At 68.6% G+C, this 20549-nt stretch carries 18 protein-coding genes and 1 pseudogene; 13 read left to right on the top strand and 6 right to left on the bottom strand.

The window, feature by feature from the left end; translation table 11 throughout:
* Positions 1–13 precede the first annotated feature (13 nt).
* Positions 14–4117: a DddA-like double-stranded DNA deaminase toxin gene (locus EJK15_RS45010; RefSeq protein WP_138716603.1), complete on the top strand. Its 4104-nt coding sequence runs from the start codon at positions 14–16 to the stop codon at positions 4115–4117.
* A 125-nt stretch (positions 4118–4242) separates the two neighbouring features.
* On the opposite strand, the gene EJK15_RS45005 is transcribed toward EJK15_RS45010, so the two are convergent.
* Positions 4243–5241 (bottom strand): ArsR/SmtB family transcription factor, encoded by a 999-nt coding sequence (locus EJK15_RS45005; protein WP_138716602.1) that lies wholly within the window; start codon positions 5239–5241, stop codon positions 4243–4245.
* A 59-nt stretch (positions 5242–5300) separates the two neighbouring features.
* Between EJK15_RS45005 and EJK15_RS45000 the strand changes: the two genes are divergently transcribed.
* Positions 5301–6509 (top strand): MFS transporter, encoded by a 1209-nt coding sequence (locus tag EJK15_RS45000; protein WP_138716601.1) that lies wholly within the window; start codon positions 5301–5303, stop codon positions 6507–6509.
* 116 nt (positions 6510–6625) lie between these two features.
* On the opposite strand, the gene EJK15_RS44995 is transcribed toward EJK15_RS45000, so the two are convergent.
* A complete protein-coding gene (locus tag EJK15_RS44995; protein WP_240777616.1) occupies positions 6626–7990 on the bottom strand; it encodes an MFS transporter in 1365 nt (454 codons plus the stop codon).
* On the opposite strand from EJK15_RS44995, the gene EJK15_RS75250 reads away from it, so the two are divergent.
* The 3 genes and pseudogenes from EJK15_RS75250 (at position 7989) to EJK15_RS44990 (ending at position 9150) form a co-directional block, all read left to right on the top strand.
* Positions 7989–8141 carry a hypothetical protein gene (locus EJK15_RS75250; protein ID WP_240777615.1) on the top strand — a complete coding sequence of 51 codons (153 nt, stop codon included), beginning with the start codon at positions 7989–7991 and terminating at the stop codon, positions 8139–8141. The genes EJK15_RS44995 and EJK15_RS75250 overlap by 2 nt on opposite strands.
* Positions 8142–8169: 28 nt before the next feature.
* Positions 8170–8343, top strand: a pseudogene (locus EJK15_RS77920) (HTH domain-containing protein); the annotation flags it as partial.
* A gap of 42 nt (positions 8344–8385) precedes the next feature.
* Entirely contained in the window at positions 8386–9150 is a 765-nt protein-coding gene (locus tag EJK15_RS44990; RefSeq protein WP_240777614.1) for a helix-turn-helix transcriptional regulator, read from the top strand.
* Between the two features lie 296 nt (positions 9151–9446).
* On the opposite strand, the gene EJK15_RS44985 is transcribed toward EJK15_RS44990, so the two are convergent.
* Positions 9447–10667 (bottom strand): MFS transporter, encoded by a 1221-nt coding sequence (locus EJK15_RS44985; RefSeq protein ID WP_138716598.1) that lies wholly within the window; start codon positions 10665–10667, stop codon positions 9447–9449.
* Positions 10664–11008 (bottom strand): VOC family protein, encoded by a 345-nt coding sequence (locus tag EJK15_RS44980; protein WP_138716597.1) that lies wholly within the window; start codon positions 11006–11008, stop codon positions 10664–10666. Before EJK15_RS44980 ends, EJK15_RS44985 begins: the two co-directional genes overlap by 4 nt.
* Before the next feature lie 58 nt (positions 11009–11066).
* On the opposite strand from EJK15_RS44980, the gene EJK15_RS44975 reads away from it, so the two are divergent.
* Complete coding sequence (locus EJK15_RS44975) at positions 11067–11609, top strand: MarR family winged helix-turn-helix transcriptional regulator (RefSeq protein WP_138716596.1); 543 nt, start codon at positions 11067–11069, stop codon at positions 11607–11609.
* A 298-nt stretch (positions 11610–11907) separates the two neighbouring features.
* Here EJK15_RS44975 and EJK15_RS44960 read toward each other — a convergent pair whose 3' ends face one another.
* A complete protein-coding gene (locus EJK15_RS44960; protein WP_240777613.1) occupies positions 11908–12939 on the bottom strand; it encodes a sigma-70 family RNA polymerase sigma factor in 1032 nt (343 codons plus the stop codon).
* A gap of 120 nt (positions 12940–13059) precedes the next feature.
* On the opposite strand from EJK15_RS44960, the gene EJK15_RS44955 reads away from it, so the two are divergent.
* Together EJK15_RS44955 and EJK15_RS44950 are read left to right on the top strand one after the other, a co-directional pair.
* Positions 13060–13683 (top strand): maleylpyruvate isomerase family mycothiol-dependent enzyme, encoded by a 624-nt coding sequence (locus tag EJK15_RS44955; protein WP_138716595.1) that lies wholly within the window; start codon positions 13060–13062, stop codon positions 13681–13683.
* A 196-nt stretch (positions 13684–13879) separates the two neighbouring features.
* Positions 13880–14503 carry a DUF998 domain-containing protein gene (locus EJK15_RS44950; protein WP_138716594.1) on the top strand — a complete coding sequence of 208 codons (624 nt, stop codon included), beginning with the start codon at positions 13880–13882 and terminating at the stop codon, positions 14501–14503.
* A gap of 199 nt (positions 14504–14702) precedes the next feature.
* Here EJK15_RS44950 and EJK15_RS44945 read toward each other — a convergent pair whose 3' ends face one another.
* Positions 14703–15524: a class I SAM-dependent methyltransferase gene (locus EJK15_RS44945; RefSeq protein ID WP_138716593.1), complete on the bottom strand. Its 822-nt coding sequence runs from the start codon at positions 15522–15524 to the stop codon at positions 14703–14705.
* Between the two features lie 167 nt (positions 15525–15691).
* On the opposite strand from EJK15_RS44945, the gene EJK15_RS44940 reads away from it, so the two are divergent.
* The 5 genes from EJK15_RS44940 (at position 15692) to EJK15_RS44920 (ending at position 20226) form a co-directional block, all read left to right on the top strand.
* Positions 15692–16060: a transposase gene (locus EJK15_RS44940; protein WP_171074905.1), complete on the top strand. Its 369-nt coding sequence runs from the start codon at positions 15692–15694 to the stop codon at positions 16058–16060.
* Positions 16061–16409: 349 nt separating this feature from the next.
* A complete protein-coding gene (locus EJK15_RS44935) occupies positions 16410–17003 on the top strand; it encodes an RNA polymerase sigma factor (RefSeq protein ID WP_138716591.1) in 594 nt (197 codons plus the stop codon).
* A 3-nt stretch (positions 17004–17006) separates the two neighbouring features.
* Positions 17007–18104, top strand: a complete 1098-nt coding sequence (locus tag EJK15_RS44930) for a CU044_5270 family protein (RefSeq protein WP_138716590.1) — start codon at positions 17007–17009, stop codon at positions 18102–18104.
* Positions 18105–18275: 171 nt separating this feature from the next.
* Entirely contained in the window at positions 18276–19610 is a 1335-nt protein-coding gene (locus tag EJK15_RS44925) for an MFS transporter (protein ID WP_138716589.1), read from the top strand.
* 193 nt (positions 19611–19803) lie between these two features.
* Entirely contained in the window at positions 19804–20226 is a 423-nt protein-coding gene (locus EJK15_RS44920; protein ID WP_138716588.1) for a peptidase inhibitor family I36 protein, read from the top strand.
* The last annotated feature ends 323 nt before the right edge of the window (positions 20227–20549 follow it).

The raw sequence follows: 20549 nt of genomic DNA, 5'->3' as shown, positions 1-20549 counted from the left end.
TTCAGCCCATTCCTTGACCGCATCGATGGAAATGGTGGAAGTGAATACGATTCGAGCGTTACGCGACAGGACTCCTTGGCGGACGGCAGGGGTCATCGGCACCGTGCTCGCGTTGCTTGTCATGGGCAGCCCGATCACCGAGGCCGCGGTGGCGGACCCACCCGCCGCGCCGGTATGCGAACGTCAAGTGGTTCTGGAGGCGTGGGTCACGGGCGGCGTGAACGTGCGTCCTGCCGCGGAGAAGGCCCTGCTCGGGGACAAAGCGGCGATCTGTGCTCTGCTTGCCGAGCTTCCCCGGCTCGTGGCGCAGGACGATCGTGAACAGGTCGGCCGCATCAAGGCCCACGGAGGGCCCGAGGTGGCTGCCGCTGCCAACGCCGCCCTGACCTCGGACAACTCCGGTGCCGTGGTGAAGTTTCTCGACGGTGGCTGGGAGACCGCTCGGGAGATCGACCTGCGCGCCAGCGTGAATCAGATGAAGGCGGCCGGCGGACCGGAGGTCAAGGCCGCCGCGAACGCGGTGCTGCGCAACGGGTCACGTGCGGCTATGGGGCAGTTCATCGAGTCGGGCTGGCGGCTGCCGTACAAACTGGACCTTCGTGCGGTCGTCAATCGTGCGATGGCTGAAGGCGGCCCGCAGGTGCAGGCTGCGGCGAACCGGGCGCTTCAGGACGGCAGCCTGGAGATGCAGGAGAGATTCGTCCAGATCGACTGGGGCGTGGCCCAGGCCCGGGACAACGAGAACCAGACCTTGAATGATCTCCGAGCGAGTGCCACGGAGGCGACCCGCCGTGCGGCATTCGAGACGGTCTCCGCAGTCGCACAGGCCGAGCGTGCGAAAGCTGAGGCCGCAGCGGCCAAGAACGACGCGCAGGAGGCGGAACGCCTTGCCTCGCAGGCCGGGCAGGAGTCGGCAGAGGCCAAACGTCAGGCACAACGTGCGGCTGAGGCCGCCGACCGCGCCGCGGCTGCGTCCAACGTCGCCGTACAAGCCGCGTGGGCAGCCGCAGAGGCCGCGCGCGCCGCCGCCGGGGCCGCCGGACGCGCAGCGACCGCGGCGGCGCGGGCGCATGCGGCGTCCGACCAGGCGTGGGCGGCAGCGGCGGCGGCAGAGCTGGACGCGAACGCCGCTGCTGCGGCGGAGAACCACAACCGGGTCATGCAGGCGATCGGTCCGGCGATCTCCGCCTGGCTGTCGCCCATCGAGCAGATCACCGCCGTGACGCAGCAGGCGTACGCCGCGGTCGCCGCGGCCGATTCGGCGAGGGCGAACACCGAGGCCGCCGGACGCGCGGCCCAGGCCGCCGGCCGCTACGCGGGGGAGTCGAGCGCCGAGGCCCGGGCCGCGTTCGCGGCGGCCGCGCGTGCGGGAGCAAGCGCGGAACGGGCGAAGCGCGCCACCGCGGAGACGGTGCGTCAGGCGGACATCGCCAAGGACGCGGCCGGCAAGGCGCGAGATGCCGCGACGCGCGCGGTGTCCTTTGCGGAGGCGGCGGCGAGCGCCGCGGCGAGCGCGGCCGCGCACGCGGGCAACGCCGTCAACGCGGCCGAGCTGGCGACGCAGCACGCGAACAATGCCTACCGCGCGGCGGAGGACGCGTTGCAGGCAGCCGAAACGGCCCAGATCGTGTACAAAGCGGCGCGTAAGGCGGACGCCGAACGACTCAAGAAGGAACTCGAGCTCGAGTTGTCATTCGCCCGGCACATCAGTCAGGAAGCCGCCGAGGCCCGATTGGGGGACGCTCGCGGCTTCGGAGTGCCGATGGGCCGTTATCACACGCCCGAGATCAATGCGCTGATCGCCGAGGCCGCCAACCCGCAGACTGCTGCCGCACTGGCGGCCCGCAAGGCGCGGGAGGTGGCTCGATACTTCGCGACGGTGCCCGGCACGTGGACCAGTTCGGCGGCCATGGCGGCTCTCGGCGAGGACGATGACGTTCTTGCCATCGCGTTCGTCAAGAGCGGACTCGCAGCCGCAGAAGAGCAGGACGACCGCACGACCCTGACCGGTCTCATGGTCACCGGCACCTCGGCCATGAGAGCCGCCGCTCAGGACGCCCTCGACCGCGGGTGGCCCGACGTCATCGCGTTCCTCGACGACCCGGACTACCCCGAGCGAGCCGCCGAACAAAGAGAGCAGGTCGGCCGGATCCTCGCTGAGGCCCGCAGCGCCGGCAACGCGCAGACCGAGGAGGCGGCGAACGTCGCCCTGCGCTCGGACGATCCGGACGCCCTCAAGGAGTTCCTGGAGGTGAAGCACAACACCGCTCGCACGATCGACGTCCGGTCGAAGGTCGGCGCGATCGCCGGCGACGATTCTCACGGTACCGAGGTGCGGAACGGCGCCCAGGTCGCTCTCGCTGGCACGACGGCGATGCAGGTCGAGTTCCTGGAGGTGGAGCGGCACCGTGCGGCCGAACGCGACTACGCGACCGCGACGCACAACTACATCGCCACATCCTTGATGATCGAGACCTCGCAGATCGCGCAGCGCGCCGTCGACTTCGCGCGCACCGCGCAGGCCGCGGCGGCAGAGGCCCGCGGTTCGGCGGAGGAGGCCATCGGGTACGCGAACGACGCCGGCAGAGCGGCCGAGCAGGCGCGGACGTTCGCAACCGAGGCCGTCGCCCACGCACGCGACGCCGCCGCGTCCGCGGAACGGGCCGCGGAGGCCGTCCGCACCGCCGCCGCCGCGGCCCAGCAGGCTCAGCAGTCGGCCGGGAAGGCGTCCCTCTCGGCACGTTGGGCGCGCGCCTCGGCTGTTTCGGCAGCACAGGACGCGGCCAGCGCCTTCGCCGCCTACGACACGGCGTACGCGGCGCAGATCCGGGCCGGCCAGAGCGCCTCAGAAGCGGCCAGGATCGCCGCCGAGGTGTTCGAACACTATCGAGAAGAGGCCCAGCGCCATCTGAACACGCTGATCGCAGAGTGGAAGGATCACTGCAGATGGGGGCCCGATGACGGCCTGCCCGGATACCACGACTGCAACGCTTACGTCGAAGGTATTCTCAACGACCCCAAGGGGCCACTCCACGACCCGGAGGGCTACGCCCACGAAAACACCAACAAGTGCAGGCAACAGTTCGTCGGCAAGGCCCTGGAGGCCTGCCTGTCCGTTGTGTTGAGCCCCCTTTTCTCATACGCGAAAAACGGGATCGCCGACCGGGAAACCGAAACCCACCGTCTTGCCGAGGAATACTTTGCCCTGACCGGCTGGGACCTGCTCAACGCCGCCTCCCAATATACATTGATAAGCGATTGCAAGTCCGCCCTTGCGGGAGGCGCTTTCAGCGCAGGGCAGAGCTTCTCGGAGTGCATCAGCGGGGCCTTTGATCTGTCCGAAGATCCCGACTGGGACGAATATGCGAGCCAGTGGAAGGGAACCTTCGTGGAGTCGCTCATCCCGGAGGAACTTCGATTCGCCGAATACAACTCGGTCTTGGGGCCGATGTACCTGCTCCACCACCTGTCTGATCGGACCATCATCGTGGCGACCTACGAGTCTGCTTTGGCGTCATCGCTTCTGCGCATTCTTCCGATCGGTTGCGTGCAGGAAGGCGGACACTGCCCGTTCGAGGATGCCGCGCTCCAGCTCAAGAGCGTGAGCGAGTCCATCAAACAGCTGAACAACCAGGGCTACATCGTCGACGAGTCCGGACGGGTGCTCGATGCGAGCGGATTGCCGATCGCGAGTCTGCCGCCGTCCAGCGATCTGGAGAAGTGGGCGGGGTATACCGTCGAGAGTGGGCTGCACGACGACCTGGCGGCCCTCGAACACCGCCTCGGCCTGCTGTACAGTCAGCAGTTCGGCCTCCCCCTCGCACCCCCGGCCTGGCACCTTGAGACGCAGCTCGCCTATCGCGTCGCCACGCGCGAAGTGGCGCTCCGTGACTCCACGCTACGGCTTGTCATGAACAATCGGGGCGGGGTCTGTGACGCGGTCCCGATCAGCGGCACCGGGCCTGACCTGCAGCGGCAGGCTGTGGCAGGGTGCATCCAGGCCATCAAACTGCTGCTTCCGGCCGGCACCACAATGATCATCTACTATCCCGATCCGGAAAATCCGGCGGAACTGCTTGAAGTCACCGTGGGTGGGGTTGGCCGCTGGCTGGACTGAACCCGCCAACCGCGTGTGAGTGAACTGGCCGACATTTGGCCCAGGTGAGGGCGCGGTCGTCGAGAGACGCCGCGCCTTCACTCATGGTGGCGGGCTGGGATCCAGCCCGCCACCGGTGGCCGCGCTCAGTCGCCGGCCAGGGTCCCGCCCAGAGGGGTGCGCTCGTAGCGCACGGATCGGCCGGTCCGCGTCCGCGTGACCAGGCCAGATTCGCGCAGCACGGCCAGGTGGCCGCCGACTGCGCCCAGGCTGAGACCCAGCTGGCGGACCAACTGCGTGGTCGTCGCCGGCACCGCGAGCGCCCGCAGCACCTGCGCGCGGTGCGGGCCGACCAGCCGCGCCAGCGCCGCCGCACCGCCCTGCGGGGGCGGCGGCCCGAGCAGGTTCGCGACGCCACGCGCCGGATACACCAGGGCGTACGGCCAGGGCGGCTCGACGTAGCTGATGAGGGTGCCGAAGACGGTCGGCATCAGCAGCAGTCCCTTGCCGCCCAGCCGGTGCCGCTCCCACTCGTTCCGGGGGCCGGTGCGCACCTCGATCACACCGTCGGCCCCCTCGGAGCGCCAGCCCACCCGCGGATCCAGGTCGGACAGCGCCGCGGCCCAGCCGTACATGGCGAGGTGCCCGGCGCGGTGCACCAGGTCGCGCTCCAGCACCGTACGAAGCCGCGGCCAGTCGGGCTCGACCAGCGCATGCCAGGTCGCCTCGATCGCGTCCGAAAGCCGGGTGAGCACGTCCGGGGCGGCCAGGATCTGCTGGAGGTGGCGCGGCGGCGTACGCAGCCCGACCAGGTTGCGGGCGATCTCCGCGCGAACCTGGCGCAGCGGGGTCGCCCGCACCGCGGCGAGTTCGACGGCGAAGTCGTCGCCGGGGCCCGAAGGCGGAGGATGGATGAAGTCGGCGTTGTAGCCGCCGCGGCGGAACAGCGTTGTCAGCGCCCCGACCGCGGGCGTCTCGCGGAGCAGCTGCGCGTACCGCGGCGCGATGCGCTCCGCCCAGGGCCGCAGCGGCCCGGCCGGCTGCTTGCCCGCCGCGACCCGCAGCGCGTTCATTGCTTCACCCAGCGGCGAGATCGCGTAGCGGGTGTGCGCCACGTCGACCGGCCCGACTTCGATGGCAAGCACCTTTCGCCTCCACGCGAAAGCTTAACGCCTCCGCCTGCACCGCCCCGAGACTGGCCCGCATGACGACGCTCCAGGCCGCACCGGCGCGGGCCACCTACCGCGAGGTATTCGCGGTACGCCAGTTCCGCGTGCTGTTCACCGGCTACACGCTCTTCCTCGGCGGCGAGACGGTGAAGATGCTCGCGCTCTCGGTGACCGTCTACGCCGGCACCGGCTCGCCCCTGCTGGCCGCGCTGGCCTACGTCGCCGGCTTCCTGCCCTACGCCCTCGGCGGCACGCTGCTGCTGGCGTACGCCGACCGGTGGCCGCCGCGGGCCGTGATGGTCGGCTACGACCTGGTCCGCGCCGCGGTCGCCGCTGTGCTCGCCGCCGGGCTGCTCTCCCCCACCGCGATGCTGGTGCTGGTGTTCGTCACCGGCATCCCCAGCGCGGTCGCCTCGGCGGCGCGCAGCGCGCTGCTGCCCGAACTGCTCGACGGCGACCGGTACGTGCTCGGCCGGGCCGTGTTCTCCATGGCCGCCGGCGGCACGCAGGTGCTCGGCTTCGCCGTGGGCGGGATGCTGATCGCGGCGCTCGGCCCGTACGGCGCGCTCTGGATCACCGTGGCGAGCTGCCTGCTGTCCGCCGCGCTGCTGCGCCTGCGGCTGGCCGAGCAGCCGCGCCGCGGCACGGCCGCAGGGTACGCGGTACGCGAGACCTGGCGCGTCAATCGCGAACTGCTGCGCCGGCCGGCGATCCGTTCGCTGCTGCTGGCCCAGTGGCTGCCGCCCGCGCTCATGGTCGGCGCCGAGGGCGTGCTCGTCCCGTACGCCGTCCAGATCGGCATGCCGGACTCGGCCGGGCTGCTGTTCACCGCCGTGGCGCTCGGCATGCTCACCGGCGACCTCGCGATCGGCCGGCTGGTCACCCCGGAACGAAGGGAACGGCTGGCCGGGCCGCTGGCACTGCTGCTCGGCGCGCCGCTGCTCGGGTTCGTGCTCTCGCCCGGGCCGGTCACCGCGGCGCTGCTGCTCGCCGTGTCCGGGTTCGGGGTCGCGTACCAGCTAGGGCTGGCCCGGCGCTTCCTGAAGGCGGTGCCGGAGGCGAACCGAGGCCAGGCCTTCGGGCTGGCGCTGACCGGGACCATGACGTTGCAGGGGCTGTTCGCGGCCGGCGGCGGGGCGTTGGGCGAGGTGTCAGCGCCCGGCCTGGTCGTCGGCGCGGCGGGCGCGGCGTCCCTGCTGGCCGTATTGGGTCTCTGGCGCGTGCTCGCGTCGCCGAGGGTGTAGCAGCGCATGAGGAGCGGCAGATCCTGGCCGCCCCTCGCCGTCGGCGATGCGCTCATCAGCGCCGTACGGGCTTGCCGACCGGTCAGCCGCTCGTGACGTGGGGCGGCATGGGTTCTCTACTCGGCGTGCTCGACTGCGGCTTTCGGGAGTGCGAGCATCACGAGCGCCGTGATCAGGTAGAGCGCGGCGGAGACGATCAGGACAATGCTGAGCGCGCGACTGTAGTCGGGCAGCACCGGTGCTCCGGTGGCTGAACCGGTGACGGAGGTGAAGAAGATCGTGCCGAGAACGGCGATGCCGACGGCGCCGCCGATCTGGTTGACGGTGGAGAGCACTCCGCCCGCGGCGCCTGCGTTGCGTCCGGGGACGCCTGCGAGGACGACGTTGACGAGAATGGGTGCGGCGAGACCGAGCCCGAGGCCACCGATGAAGAGCGCGAGGGCGAGGAGCCAGTATCCGGGATCGTTGCCGTCCTTGACGATGTACCACAGGACGAGCTGAGATGCCGCGATGGTGAGCGAGCCGGCGATCAGGAGCGTTCTGCCCGCCTTGGCGGCGAGAGCGACGCCGAGGCCGGAGGTGATGATCGAGCCGAGCGCGTACGGGAGGATCACCAGGCCGGTCTCCCATGCGGTTCGGCCGGTTCCGTTCTGGAGGTAGACCGAGAGGGTGAGGAAGTACGACCCGATGCCGCCGAAGAAGAGTACCGAAGCGCTCAGGCCGACTGCGAAGGCGCGGATTCTCAGCAGAGCCGGGTCAAAGACAGGTTCGTTTCCGCGTCCGGTGAGGCGGCGCTCGTAGGCGAGGAAGATCGCGAGCACGATGATTCCGGCTGCGAGGAGGGCGTAGCTGGCCCAGGTCCATCCCCATGTCTCGGTCTGGATGATCGGCAGCAGCAGGAGAAGGATGCCCGTGGCCGCGAGGAGCGCGCCTGGGAGGTCCAGTCGCGCGGTCGAGGCGGAGCGGGACTCCGGCAGGACCTTCGCGCCGCTGATGAGCGCCAGGATCGAGACGGGCACGTTGATCCAGAAGATCGTGCGCCAGCCCAGGTTGAACAGGTTCGTGTCGACGAGCAGCCCGCCCAGCAGCGGGCCGGCGACCGAGGCGAGGCCCTGGACCGCTCCGTAGGCGCCAAACGCCTTGGCGCGCTCGCCCGGAGCGAATGATGCCCGGATGATCCCGAACACCTGCGGGACCATGATCCCGGCGGTCAGTCCCTGCCCGGCCCGCATGCCGATGAGCATCCCCGGATCGACGGCCAGTGCGCACAGCGCCGAGGTGACCATGAACCCGGCAAGCCCGATCATGAACAGCCGCTTGCGGCCGTACTGATCACCGAGCCGTCCGCCGGTGATCAGGCCCGCGCCCAGGGCGAGGGTGTAGGCGGCGATCGTCCACTGGATCTGAGCGTCGCCGGCACCCAGATCTTGGGCTATCGCCGGGGCCGCGACGGTGACGATCGTCGCGTCGAGAAGGTCCATGAAGGAACCGAAGAGCACCACCAACAGCGCCGTGGTCGCGCCGGCGCTGGCGATGAGTGTCGGAGAAGCCTCAGCTGTGCGGATGCCCTCTCGGGGGCTCGGTGAATCGGTCATGTCGGCCACCATCGCCGGCATAGTTGCCATCGAGTGACAGCTATCGGTGAGAGAATCGGGGAATCATGGCCGCTACCTCCGCACGGACGCTCAAGCTGCTGTCAATCTTCGGGATCGGTGCGACCCTGACCGCCGAGGAACTCGCCACCCGACTCGGAGCGTCAGTGAGAACCGTGCGTCGCGATATCGATACGCTCCGGGACCTCGGGTACGAGATCGTGGCCGTCCGTGGAGCGGGTGGAGGATATCGGCTCGGTCGCGCTACCCGCTTGCCGCCGGTCGTGTTCGATGAAGACCAGGCCGTCGCCACGGCCGTCGCGCTCCAGACCGTGCCGACGGTCCTCTCCGGCATCCGCGAGAACGCGGCCCGTGCTCTCGCCACGCTGCACCAGGCGATGCCCGCGCGCAGCCGCCTGCACGCCGAAGCGTTCACCGTCTCTTCAGCCCGCAACTACTGGGAGTTCCCCGCGCCACCGATCGACGCCGAGATCGTCCGCGCCGTTGGCAGCGCGATCAACCGGCAGCACCTCGTTCGCGTGGACTACACCGGTGACGGCGAACCCGTCACGCTCACGCTGGAGCCGCACGACCTCGTGGTCTGGGCCGCACGCTGGTACTTGGTCGCCTTCGACCCGGATGCGGACCGATGGCGCGCGATGCGCGTGGACCGCATCAAACCACACATGCCCACGCACGCCCCCTTCGACCGACGTGACATCCCGGACGGCGATCCCGTCGCCTTCATCATGACCGCACACGACCGCGGAGACGCCGCCGCCGAATGGCAATGCCGTGGCTCAGCCATCGTCGCCCTGCCCGCCTCCACCGTCGCCCGGTTCGCCCCCGGCGGATCAACAGTCGGGTACGCCACCGAAACCACTTGCCGACTCACACTCGGCGCATGGTCATGGCCAGGACTGGCAGGACTGCTCCTCACCTTCGACGCCGACATCACAGACATCGAGCCGGCCGAACTCAGGCAAGCCCTGCACTCCCTGCGCACCCGAATCAGCAAGGGACTCCGACCCGACCGACCTCACCGGTGACCTGCACATCTGGCGTCCGCGTTCCCAATCAGCCGCTGACCTGACTGACCAGCCAGCCTGTCTTCTCGGCAGCTCCCTGCCGTTCTGAATGGACGCATGCTACCGAGGTAGATCGCGCGCACCTCCCTTACGAGACGACTCGTGAGGGAGACAGGCGTGAAGGGTGGAGGGAGCGAGCTGGTGTTCCGTAAGGGGATCCTCAACCGGAACACCAGCCCCCCGGCAACGTGGCTCGGGCCACGCCGAGTTCAACGCTGGCCTTGTCCATTGGCGTTTGGGACAGCCCATTGGCTGCGTCAGCGGCGGTTCTCGGCTGCCCTGAGTGAGGCCTTCACCGTGTCGATTCTCCCCTCGGCGAGGGTGATGGTGGTGGCGAGCAGTGCCAGGACGGCAGCGGGAACGCCGAGCACGGTGACCGACAGCCAATCTTGAGCCAGACCGCCAAGTCCACCACCCATCGCAACTCCGAGGTAGATCGCGGAGGAGTTGAGGCCAAGGAGAACTGGTGCCGAGGCGGGTGCAAGGCTCACCAGCCGGTGTTGCTGCACGACGGAGACCATCCCGTCGGTGGTGCCCCAGATCGCGGCCCATACGCACGCAACAACCAGGTGGCTGACCGTGAATGGGCTGATCGCGAGCAGCACAGTGCCGCCGGCGAGTGCTGCGACCGCGATCCCGCGTCCCGGAAGGATGTCGGCGAGATGGCCGGCGAGGAAGTTGCCGACCAGGACCCCGACGCCCCAGACGAACAGAATCATGGTGATGGCTTGAGGAAAGGATCCGGTCGTGGCGCCCGCGGTCACGGCTCCGATGTAGGTGTAGACGGCGTAATGTCCGGCCATCACCAGCAGCGTCACGACCAAAACGGAGAGCACCTTGGGCTGGCGCAGCGGAGCCAGGCGGGCCGTCAGGCTTGTCGTCGGGAGCATGACCTTGGGCAACGCTACCGAGATGCCGATCGCGGCAACGACGCCCATAGCCGCGACGGCCCAGAGCGTGAGGCGCCAGTCGACGGCGCCGATCAAGTTGCCCAGAGGCATGCCCAGCGCGGTGGACAAGGTGAGCCCACCGATGACCAGCGCCATGGCACGCCCCCGCCGTTCGGCAGGCGTGATCGCGACAGCCGCGCTCGACGCGGTGGCCGTGATCGTGGCCGCCCCGGCTGCTGTGAGAATCCGGGCCAGCCACGTCAGCAGGTAGGTCGGGCTGAGTGCGGTCACGACGTTGCCGACGACGAACACGATCAGTGCCAGCTGCAAAGCCTTGCGACGATCCAGTGGGCTCAACAGCCAACTCAGAACCGGCGCAGCGACAGCCAGCGTCAACGCGAACACGGTCACCAGCTGGCCGGCGGCCGGCATACCTACCTCAAGATCGGCGGCAATCGCCGGCAGGAGACCGGCTATCACGAACGCGTCGGTGCCGACCGCGAAGGCGGCCAGCGCCAGCGGAAGTAGCGGTCCAAGGAGGTGACCGGATCCCTTCGGTCCTGACCCGGTGGTCTCGGTGCGATTCAATCGCGGTTACCTGCCTGTTGGGACAGGCTGAACTCCACGCCCTGGTCATCCGTGCAGTGGGCGTAGGCGCCAGACGGGATATTGACCGGATCTTCTGCCGTGCCACCGAGTTCGCGCACCCGGGCGACGGCGGAGGTGATGTCGTCGACGGCGAAGAAGATGCGCAGGTGTCGTGACGAATCATCGTGCGGCGTTCCGCCCATGGGCTCGGGCCCCTGGATCATCGAGTAACCCGGGAAGTTGCCCTCATAGAACGTCCAGCCGAACAGCGAGCCCCAGAATCGCTGGGTTGCTTCGATGTCCCTGCTCGGCAGCTCAAAGTACGTGACCTGGCCACTCATAGTCTGTCCCTTCTGTATGTCAGGGCTTCTGACATGCAAGCTATGTCATACTACTGACATGGCGCAAGAAGAGGCGGTTGGCGACCTTGACCAGTCGGTGGGCTACGTCCTCAAGCAGGTGCAAGCCTCACTGCACACCGCGATGGATGAGGTGCTGCGTCCACTGGGTCTCACCGTTGCCCAATACGCATGCCTCGAGCTGCTCGGCCGGCATCCGGGACTGTCCAACTCCGAACTCGCCCGCCGTGCCTTCGTCACGCGCCAGTCGATGAACGTCGTCCTTCGCCGGCTACAAGAGCGGGGCCTGCTCACCCGGCCTGCTCACGCCACTCATGGGCGTGCACTGCCAACCGAGCTCACCCGAGCCGGACAATCGACGCTGCGCGAGGCCAGTGTCACCGTGCGCGCCGTCGAACGGCAGATCTTCGCGCCGTTGTCGCAGGAGCGGCAGCGCCGGCTACGCGAGGACCTTGCCTCCTGCGCAGCCTCTGCGGTCGCAAACCAGCCCGTCACACAGCCCCGAGAACCAGAGCGTCACGCACCCGGTGTCGAAACTCGCCGACACGCCCCCGCCCCGGATCTCGGGCGGCGTCGAAGCTGATCGGCATTCGATGTCGCACGGCACCGACACGGCCAACCAGGCCCTCGCCGCCGCGTGGGACGGCAGCGTCTTCACCGTGACCAAGTTCGACCGGTTCGCCCGCAACATGGCCGAGGCCGCGGCTCGGTGAATGTCTTGATTCATCCCGAAAACGACTCATTTGAAGCTATTGCGACACTGTTGGTCTCCTCCTTCTCGGTCAAAACCCGCGGCTCGGCATAGTCACAGACTTTCGAGGAACGGGCACCGGCGCCCACCCGCCCGGCGCGTTATGCCCTCGATTGGTGTGAGCCGCTGTCTACGGTGATACGCGCGGGAGCGTGAGGGAACTCATCGGCGTGACAGAAGCGGTCTCGTCGTCGGGGGAATGGGGCGGCGAGCCAAAAAGCGGGATCAGACGGTCGGTGTTGAGGTATGTGGTGATGTTGCTGATCAGCCCCTCGAACACGTCGAGGATGACCAATCCGAAGGGCGTGTCGGTGCCGTCGGGGCCAGGCCGTGTCTGCCAGAACGCCGGCGAGCCGTTCGCCGCGGTCGGGACGAGGCGTGCGCCTTGGCAGGACGCGTTTGGATCCAGCAGAGCCTGCCTGATTCGATCACGGCCGCGGAGCCACCACGTGAGAGGAGGCATCGACATTGTCGCATCCTCGTGGATCAAGGCTATGAGCGCGGCGATGTCGTGACGCTCGAACGCGTCGCAGTAACGGGTGAGCAGTTCCTGCTGGGTGGGGTCGGACGGCAGGAACGGATTGCCGGGCATGACGTCGATCGTTTTCAGCGTCGCCCTCGCCCGCTGCAACGCGCTGGTCACCGAGGCGGTGGTGGTTTCCAGCAGGTGTGCGACCTCCTCAGCCTTCCAGCACAACACATCGCGCAGGATCAGCACGGCCCTTTGCCGGGGTGGTAGGTGCTGCAGCGCGGCGACGAATGCCAGGCGGATCGTTTCGCGTTGTACGGCCAAACCTTCGGGGTCGCTGTCCATCGGCAGCACGAGATCGTCCGGAATCGGCTGGATCCAGATCCGTTCCGGAGCGGACTCGCCGATGCCCGACCCGGCGTGCGCCGCCCGGCGCAAGTCCATGGCCACGGCCCGGCGTTGCGTGCTGCGTAGCATGTCGAGGCAGATGTTGGTGGCGATGCGGTAGAGCCATGTCCGTAATGACGCCCGCCGCTCGTCGTAACGGTCGAACGACCGCCACGCACGCAGCAGTGTCTCCTGCACCGCGTCTTCGGCCTCGAAGCCAGAGCCGAGCATCCGGTAGCAGTAGCCGGTCAGTTCGGCCCGGAACGGCTCCAGCCGGAAACCTTCGCTGGTCAAGGTCTTCGCCACCTCTTGACCATACGCGCCGTCACCGACGGTGCGGCGACGACCGATGACTTTTCGTCTCTGGCCTCGTACACACACAGAGCGGCGCGGCTGACCTGTGCGCTGAACGATAGGAGGCAGGTAATGACCGAAGATGACCTTCGGGCCGAGGTGATGGCGGAACGTCGTGAACAGGCAGATCTGCTCGTCACTTTCCGGCCAGAACAGTGGGACGCGCCCACGCTGTGTGACGGCTGGAGGGTGCGAGAGGTGATCGCCCATACGACGATGCCCTTCCGGACTTCGTTCAGGCGGACACTGGTGGAACTGGCGAAGGCCGGCGGAAACTTCAATCGCATGGCCGACCAGTGCGCGCGCCACGACGCTGCCACATTGCCGCCTGAGAGGCTGCTCGCGTGGCTGCGAGACAACGTCGCACACCCGTGGACACCGCCTCGTGGAGGTGTCCACGGGGCGCTCTCGCACGACGTCATCCACGGACTCGACATCACGGTCGGTCTAGGGCTGAGCCGCCACGTCCCGCCCGAACGGGTTGCCCTAGTGCTGGCCGGGATGCGGCCGAAAAACATCGCATTCTTCGGAACCGACCTGACCAAGGTCATGTTGCAGGCGACTGACCTTGACTGGAGCTACGGCACAGGAACGCCGGTCCGGGGCCTGGCACAGGATCTACTCCTCGCACTCTGCGGGCGACGCCTGCCGCCAGGCCGACTCAAGGGCGAGGCTGCGACACGGTTCTCCCAATAGCCGATGACGACGAACGACACCCGGGAAGTACGAGATCGATCAATTCGCGCCCTGACGGCTGCGTACCCCCCGGATCGGTACCGCTCGGCGACATCGGAACACGCCAATAGCACGTGTAAGGACAGGCATCGTGACTCATCAGACCACCACCGCGACCGCTCGGACACCCTCGGAACCAAGTTCGCGGACGACGCAGATGCGGCTTGTGTGCGGCATCGTCGCCGGGCCGCTGTACCTAATGGTCAGCTACGGTCAGGCGTTCACCCGTCAAGGGTTCGATCTCACCCGTAATGCCTTCAGCTACCTGAGCCTGGGCGATCTCGGCTGGATCCAGATCACCAACTTCGTGCTCTGCGGCCTGCTGTTCGTCGTCGCGGCCACCGGCATGCGGCAAGTGCTGCACTTCCAAGCAGGCGGCACCTGGGGCCCGCTGCTGATCGCCATCATGGGCATGTCGATGATCGCCGGTGGCGTGTTCGTCATCGATCCCGCCTTCGGCTACCCCCTCGGAACCCCCGACGGCAAGCCCGACTCCCTCACCTGGCACGGCGGGTTGCACGCCGTGGCCTTCGGCGCGGCCATCATGTCATGGATGGCCGCGTGCCTGATCTTCGGCCGCAGGTTCGCCGCCGCCAAGCAACACCGATGGGCGACCTACAGCATCGCCACTGGACTGATCCTTCTCGCACCCCTCGAAACGATCGCGGCCCCGCCCGGGGCCCTCCTCATCTACATCGCCGCTACCTTCGGCTGGACGTGGACCTCCGCGATTTCCCTCCGACTCCTCCGCGAGTCGCGCTTCACAGGGGCTACCGGATAGGGCGTCACTTTCGGTCCACGCCGGCGGCGCTCGTTTGCTCGTGACCGCACAGCCGTAGCCGATCCCGTCGGCTACGGCGTGCGGCCTGATCAGCATCACCAGCTTGACCAGGCAGTTGCGCGGGAGGTGCCACCGGCCGTCGTCGTCGAGGCGCGGAGTACGCACGCGCGGCCCACGCGCCCTCGGAGTGGTGGACGACTCAGGTGTTCAGTGACACGGCGGTCGTCATCGTGGTGTAGGCCATGGTGAAGCCGCCTCCGATCGCGTCGATGGCGGCCCCGACGCCCTCCAGCACCTCGGCCACCCTGCCCGGTGGGAGTTGGGTGAGCGCGCCGGTGGTCGGCAGCAGGTCGAGCCAATCGTCGCGGCTGTAGTACCGCTCCCAGTCGAATCGCCACTGCTCCGGCTCGCCGAACCCGACCGTCCTCCGGATGCCGTCGGTGAACGTGGCGAACATCGCCTGGTAGATGTCCTGGGCCGGCCTCGGCGGTCCGGCGCTGAGCGGCGAGTCGGGCGCCACCTTCCGGAAGACGGTGGCGAACGCCTCCGCGACGAAGGGCGGCGGGTCGTACGCGTGCGCGAACACCGCCAGCAGGCCGCCGGGACGCAGCACCTGCGCCGCCTTGGCCGCGCCCGCGACCGGGTCCACCCAGTGCCAGGACTGCCCGGCGACGACCGCGTCGAAGGTGCGACCGGCGGCGTCCCAGTCCTCGAACGTCGCCACCTCGACCTCGACCCCGGTACGGCGGGCGAACTCGGCCATTCGTACGTCCGGCTCGACACCCAGCACCCTGCACCCGGCCGCCAGGAACTGACGGGCTTCTATGCCGGTGCCGCAGCCGACGTCGACGATGTCGGGGCCAGGGCTGGCAGCGATGATCTGCTGCACCAGGGCATCGGGATAGTCGGGTCGGGCCCGGTCGTAGCGTTCGGCGTCGATCCCGAACGACTCCGCCATCTGCCTGGCCTTATGGGGCTCGTTCCGCGGAGGCTCTGGTTGCTCCTGCGATATAGTGGGCATGCGCCCACAATAGTGGGCATGCGCCCACTCAGCAATCAGGCAGCGGTTCGCGGTGAGCGAAGAGCGGGCGAAGGCGTGTGAAGAAGGAGGAACGGGCGATGCCGACTGGAGTGGCCCTCCGGGATGTGCGGCAGCCACGACCCCGAGCAGCCCGCCGCCATCGGGTATTGGGAGCCCGCGCTGGCGTTCAGACGACGGCGGAGTGGAAGGCCAGGTACGCGCCCAGATCGGGGATCGAAGGGACGATCAGCCAAGCCGTCGCGGTCACCGAGATCCGCCGCGCCCGCTCTATCGGCCTGGACAAGACCCGGCTCGAGCACCTCCAGGGGGAAACGGTGTGGTGTGCGGCCCCCGGTGCAGGTGGGCTGGATCAGGCGATGACCCCGAGCCTGTATCTGCTGGAGCACCAGGGGGCGGCCGATTCCGGGGACCTTCGCGCCGTGCACGGCGACCAGGGCCCAGACGCCGACCATGTTGCCGGTGGCCCGGTCGACGACCCGCGAGACGGCGGAGCGCTCAAAGGCGATGCCGCGTAGCAGGCCCTCGGCCGGGCGGCGGCCGATCCATGAGCCCTGAAGACCCATCGGTTCCGCCCGAGAAACCTTCGGTTCGCATGAACTCTGGGAGATCGTCGGGTCCAGCACTGATACGGAGCTTAGATGTGATCTTCAGCACACCGCACAACAGCGGCCGCCGACCTCTGGTCCGCCCGCGTAGCGGTACGCCGGGTACAGTGACCGGCCGTGGCTGATCGGCGTGGGGGCGCTACGGGCCATGGCGGGACGCTGATCGTCATCGCTCTCCGGCGGGCTCTGCGAAATAACCGCGAACAAGGACGCCCGCATCGGGCAATCAGCGCCGATCCTCTTTCGAGAAAGGCGCCGGATGCATGACCCTTCTTCATATCCCGCCACACGGCTGGCCGCGGAGCCGGACGACGCTTCGGTCATCGCGAACTCGCGGCACGATCCGGAGTGGTTCTCGATGATCTTCGACCGGTACTTCACCACGATCCACCGCTACGCCGCCGCCCGGCTCGGGCCCGGCGCCGCCGACGACGTGGCCGCGGAGACCTTCCTGGCGGCGTTCGACCAGCGCGACCGCTACGACCTGACCCGCCCGGAGGCCAAGGCCTGGCTGTACGGCATCGCCACCAATCTCATCGGCCGTCATCGCCGCGGCGAGCTCCGCCTCTACCGGGCCCTCAGCCGCTCGGCTGCCCGCGACGACGTGGAGGGCCACGCCGACCGGGTCACCGACCGGGTGACCGCCGAGCAGCTCAGCCCTCGGCTGGCACGCGGCCTGGAGAGCCTGTCCCGGGGCGACCGCGACGCGCTGATGCTGGTGGCCTGCGCCGACCTCAGCTACGCGGAGGTGGCCTTCGCCCTGGGCATCCCGATCGGCACTGTCAGCTCCCGGGTGCACCGGGCCAGAACCAAACTGCGCAAGACACTGGGTCACGCGGCGAAGGGGGTCTGAATCATGGAAGAACTGCAGGAGCTGCGCCGCTATCACGACGCGCTGCCGGGGGCCGCCCCGGAGTCGATCGGCGCGGCCCGGTCCCGCCTGGCGGGTCACATGCGCGGGAGCAGGCGTCCGCGGGCCCGCCGCATCCGGCCGGTGTGGGGGCTGAGCCTGGCCGGGGCGGCCGCCGCCGCGCTGCTCGCCGTGGCCACGACGGTCGTCCCGGGCGTCACTCGGGAAAAGGGCGTCGAGGTTCCCCAGGCGCGGCCCTCCGCCGCCGTCACCGAGCTGCGGCTGCGCCCGGTGGCGAACGCCCAGGACCTGGCCGACAACGCGGCGGTGCTGGCCTCCGACGAGCCCGAATGGAGTGCCGGGCCCACGCAGTGGGGCTACGTGAAGAGCCTGCGCGCCCAGACGCGGGTGGACGGCGGGCAATGGCTGCGCGGCATGCCGGCGGTGACGAACACCCGCGAACAGTGGCGGCAGCTCAACGACAAGGCGTTCGCCACCGTCGAGAAGGGCAAGCTCGAGATCTCCAAGGGGTCGGAGTTCGAGGTGGCCTACCCCTACCTGCTCGCCCTGCCGACCGACGCCGATCAGTTGCTGGCCCGGATCTACGAGACCGTCGACACGGAGAACGCCAGGCATCACAGCTCCTCCCTGCGCTCCGCCGAGGAACGGGCGGAGGCCAGGGGCAAGACCCCCGAGGAGGCGAAGCGGCTGGCGGAGGAATCACTGCCACGCCTCACCTCCGTACAGCGCGACAGGTGGGCGTTCCAGCTGATCGCGATGGGCATGGGGGACGCCGCCCTCCCACCCAGGCTCCGCGCCGCCATGTACGGTGCCATGGCCAAGATCCCGGGCGTCCGATACGAAGCCAAGTCCTCCGACCTGCTCAAACGCCGGGGCATCACCCTCTACCACGTCCTGGACGGCTACCTGCGCGACGAGATCTTCATCAATCCGAAGACCTATGAGTACCTGGGCTACCGCACCATCGTGGTCAAGGACCACGATGACGGACCTTTTGACACCATGAAGAAGGGCGAAATCCACAACTGGGACGCCCTAATCAAGGCCGCTGTCGTCGACAAGGCCGGGCAACGGCCCGGCTGACGCCGGAACCCGTTCCACATCGCTCCGGAATCCTTCTGAGCGCCATGCGGCGCGCGCACTTGAGCCACAACACAAGATCAGTCCGGTCCTGGGAGCCATGACGACTCCCCTGTCACCCCGTTTCACTGATCGGCCCTCGATGCAACCCCTGAACGAACCCTCGGCGACCGGATCGGACGCCGGCGGCTCCTGCTGGCCGGCGCTGCCGCGTTCGGGGTCGCCTCGGTCCTGGCCGCCTACGCCGGCAGCGCCGAGATGCTCATCGCCGCGCGAGCCCTGCTCGGGATCGGCGGCTCGACCCTGATGCCCTCCACCATGTCGTTGATCCGCACCATGTTCCACGACGACAAGCAGCGCACCGTCGCCATCTCGGTGTGGATGATGAGCTTCATGACCGGCGGCGCGATCGGCCCGCTGGTCGCGGGCTTCATGCTGGACAGCTTCTGGTGGGGTTCGGTGTTCCTGCTGGCCGTGCCGGTGATGGTGCTGCTGCTGGCCGCGGGGCCGCTGCTGCTGCCCGAATATCGCGACCCCTCCCCGGGACGGGTCGACCTGTCCAGCGTCCTGCTGTCCATCGTTGCGGTACTGGCCCTGGTTTACTGCCTCAAGCAGATCGCGGCAGACGGCCTGACCTGGCAACCCGCCCTGTCCTTCGTCGCCGGCCTGGCCGCGGGCGTCGTGTTCGTCAGACGCCAGTTGAGGCTGGCCTACCCCCTCATCGACATCCGGCTGTTCCGCGACCGCGTCTTCACCACCTCGGTGGGCACCCTGCTGGTCAGCATCATGGTCATGATGGGCGTCTACTTCTTCACCGCCCAATACCTGCAGCTGGTGGAAGGGTTGTCCGCGCTGCAGGCGGGGCTGTGGACGCTGCCCAGCACCGCCGCGGGCATCGTCGGGACCATGGCGGCGCCGGCGCTGGTGAGCCGGCTCCGCCCGGTCTACGTGATCACCGGTGGATTCGCCGTCGCGATCATCGGCCTGGCAATGCTCACCCAGGTCGGGCCCTCCAGCCTCGCCCTGCTCATCACCGGATCCGTGGTGCTGTCCATCGGCATCGCGCCGGGCACCGTCCTGGGCACCGACATGATCGTCGGATCCGCCCCGGCCGAGCGGGCCGGCGCGGCCTCGGCCGTCTCCGAAACCAGCAGCGAGCTGGGCGGAGCGCTCGGCATCGCGATTCTCGGCAGCATCGCCACCACCGCGTATCACAGCCGGTTGACCGACACGATCCCCGCCGGGCTCGCACCCGAGGCGGCGGACACCGCGCTCAACACCCTCGGCGGCGCGCTGGAGACGGCCAAAGGCCTGCCCGCCCGTCTCGGCGACCAGCTGGTGGCCGCGGCCCACGACGCCTTCGTCCACGGGCTCCATGTCATCGCCATCGTCAGCATCATCGCCATGGTTGCCTTCGCCGCCTCGGCCGCCGTCGTTCTCCGCAGAATGCGCGCCTCCACCGACCCCGAGCCCGCCAGCCCTCCGGTTCCCGAATCAAAGCACCCCTAGAGCCCACCAGGACGGCCAGGACCACGGTGCGGCCGCGGCCGGGAAAGCGGATGACCTCACCAGGTGTCACGAGACCGTCAGCGGCGGGTGTCGCTAACAGCCGCTTACAGCAACTCGGAGCTACTATTCGAGTGCAAGCAGTTACGTAAAGGTGCGGGGTCAATCCGCAAGCCTTCCAGGAGGTACCACACCGATGCCCGGCACCACTACCCTCGCCCGTCTGCTGACTGGCATGGCCGCCCTCACCGCCGTCGGAACCCTCGCCCTTCCTGCGGCAGCCGCCCCCGCCCATGCCTTGCCTCCGGGTGTGATCCAACTCGGCCCCAGCGAGCCGTGCCCGCCCGCCACCCTGTGCCTGTACCGGGACTACGGCCGCTCCGGCCCGGCCTACGGTATCGGCGCCGGCTACAGCGTCGACCTAAACGACCTGCCAATGCCCGGCGGCCTCGGCGACTCCTCCGCCGCCAACAACATCTCCTCCTGGGTCAACAACGCCCAAGGCCTCGCTGTCCTGATCGACCGCAAAAGTGGCCAGGCGCGCCCGCTGTTCCCCGGCCAGCCCATCGAGGAACCGCCCCCCTACAACGACACCGTCGATGAGGTGGACTGGGCCTAATAGGGACGAGGCACCGTCTTAGCAGACCTCTCATCGCGCCGCGGGCCGCAGAGCGGCGAAGCGCTATGTGCGGGTCGGGGCCAGAGGCGTTCCGGTAAGCCAGGCGTCGAGCCTGGTGAGGTTCAAGGCGCCAGACGTTGCTGCCCAGGTCTCTCGCCACAAGATCAGTCGCGCGGTCATCGGCAGGACCGGGCGATCAATGCCGATGTCGGTGACGCTCTGTAGCGCTCGATTCGCAAACACGAGCGGATGTTTGTGGTGTTGTGGTGGGCCGGCCCGCGGTGGGTGAGCCGCGGGGGCCGGGCTGGCTCTTATACACATCT

This window comes from Nonomuraea basaltis (assembly GCF_005893125.1).
Classification (GTDB): Bacteria; Actinomycetota; Actinomycetes; order Streptosporangiales; family Streptosporangiaceae; genus Nonomuraea; species Nonomuraea basaltis.
This window is presented reverse-complemented; position numbering and strand designations above follow the sequence as displayed.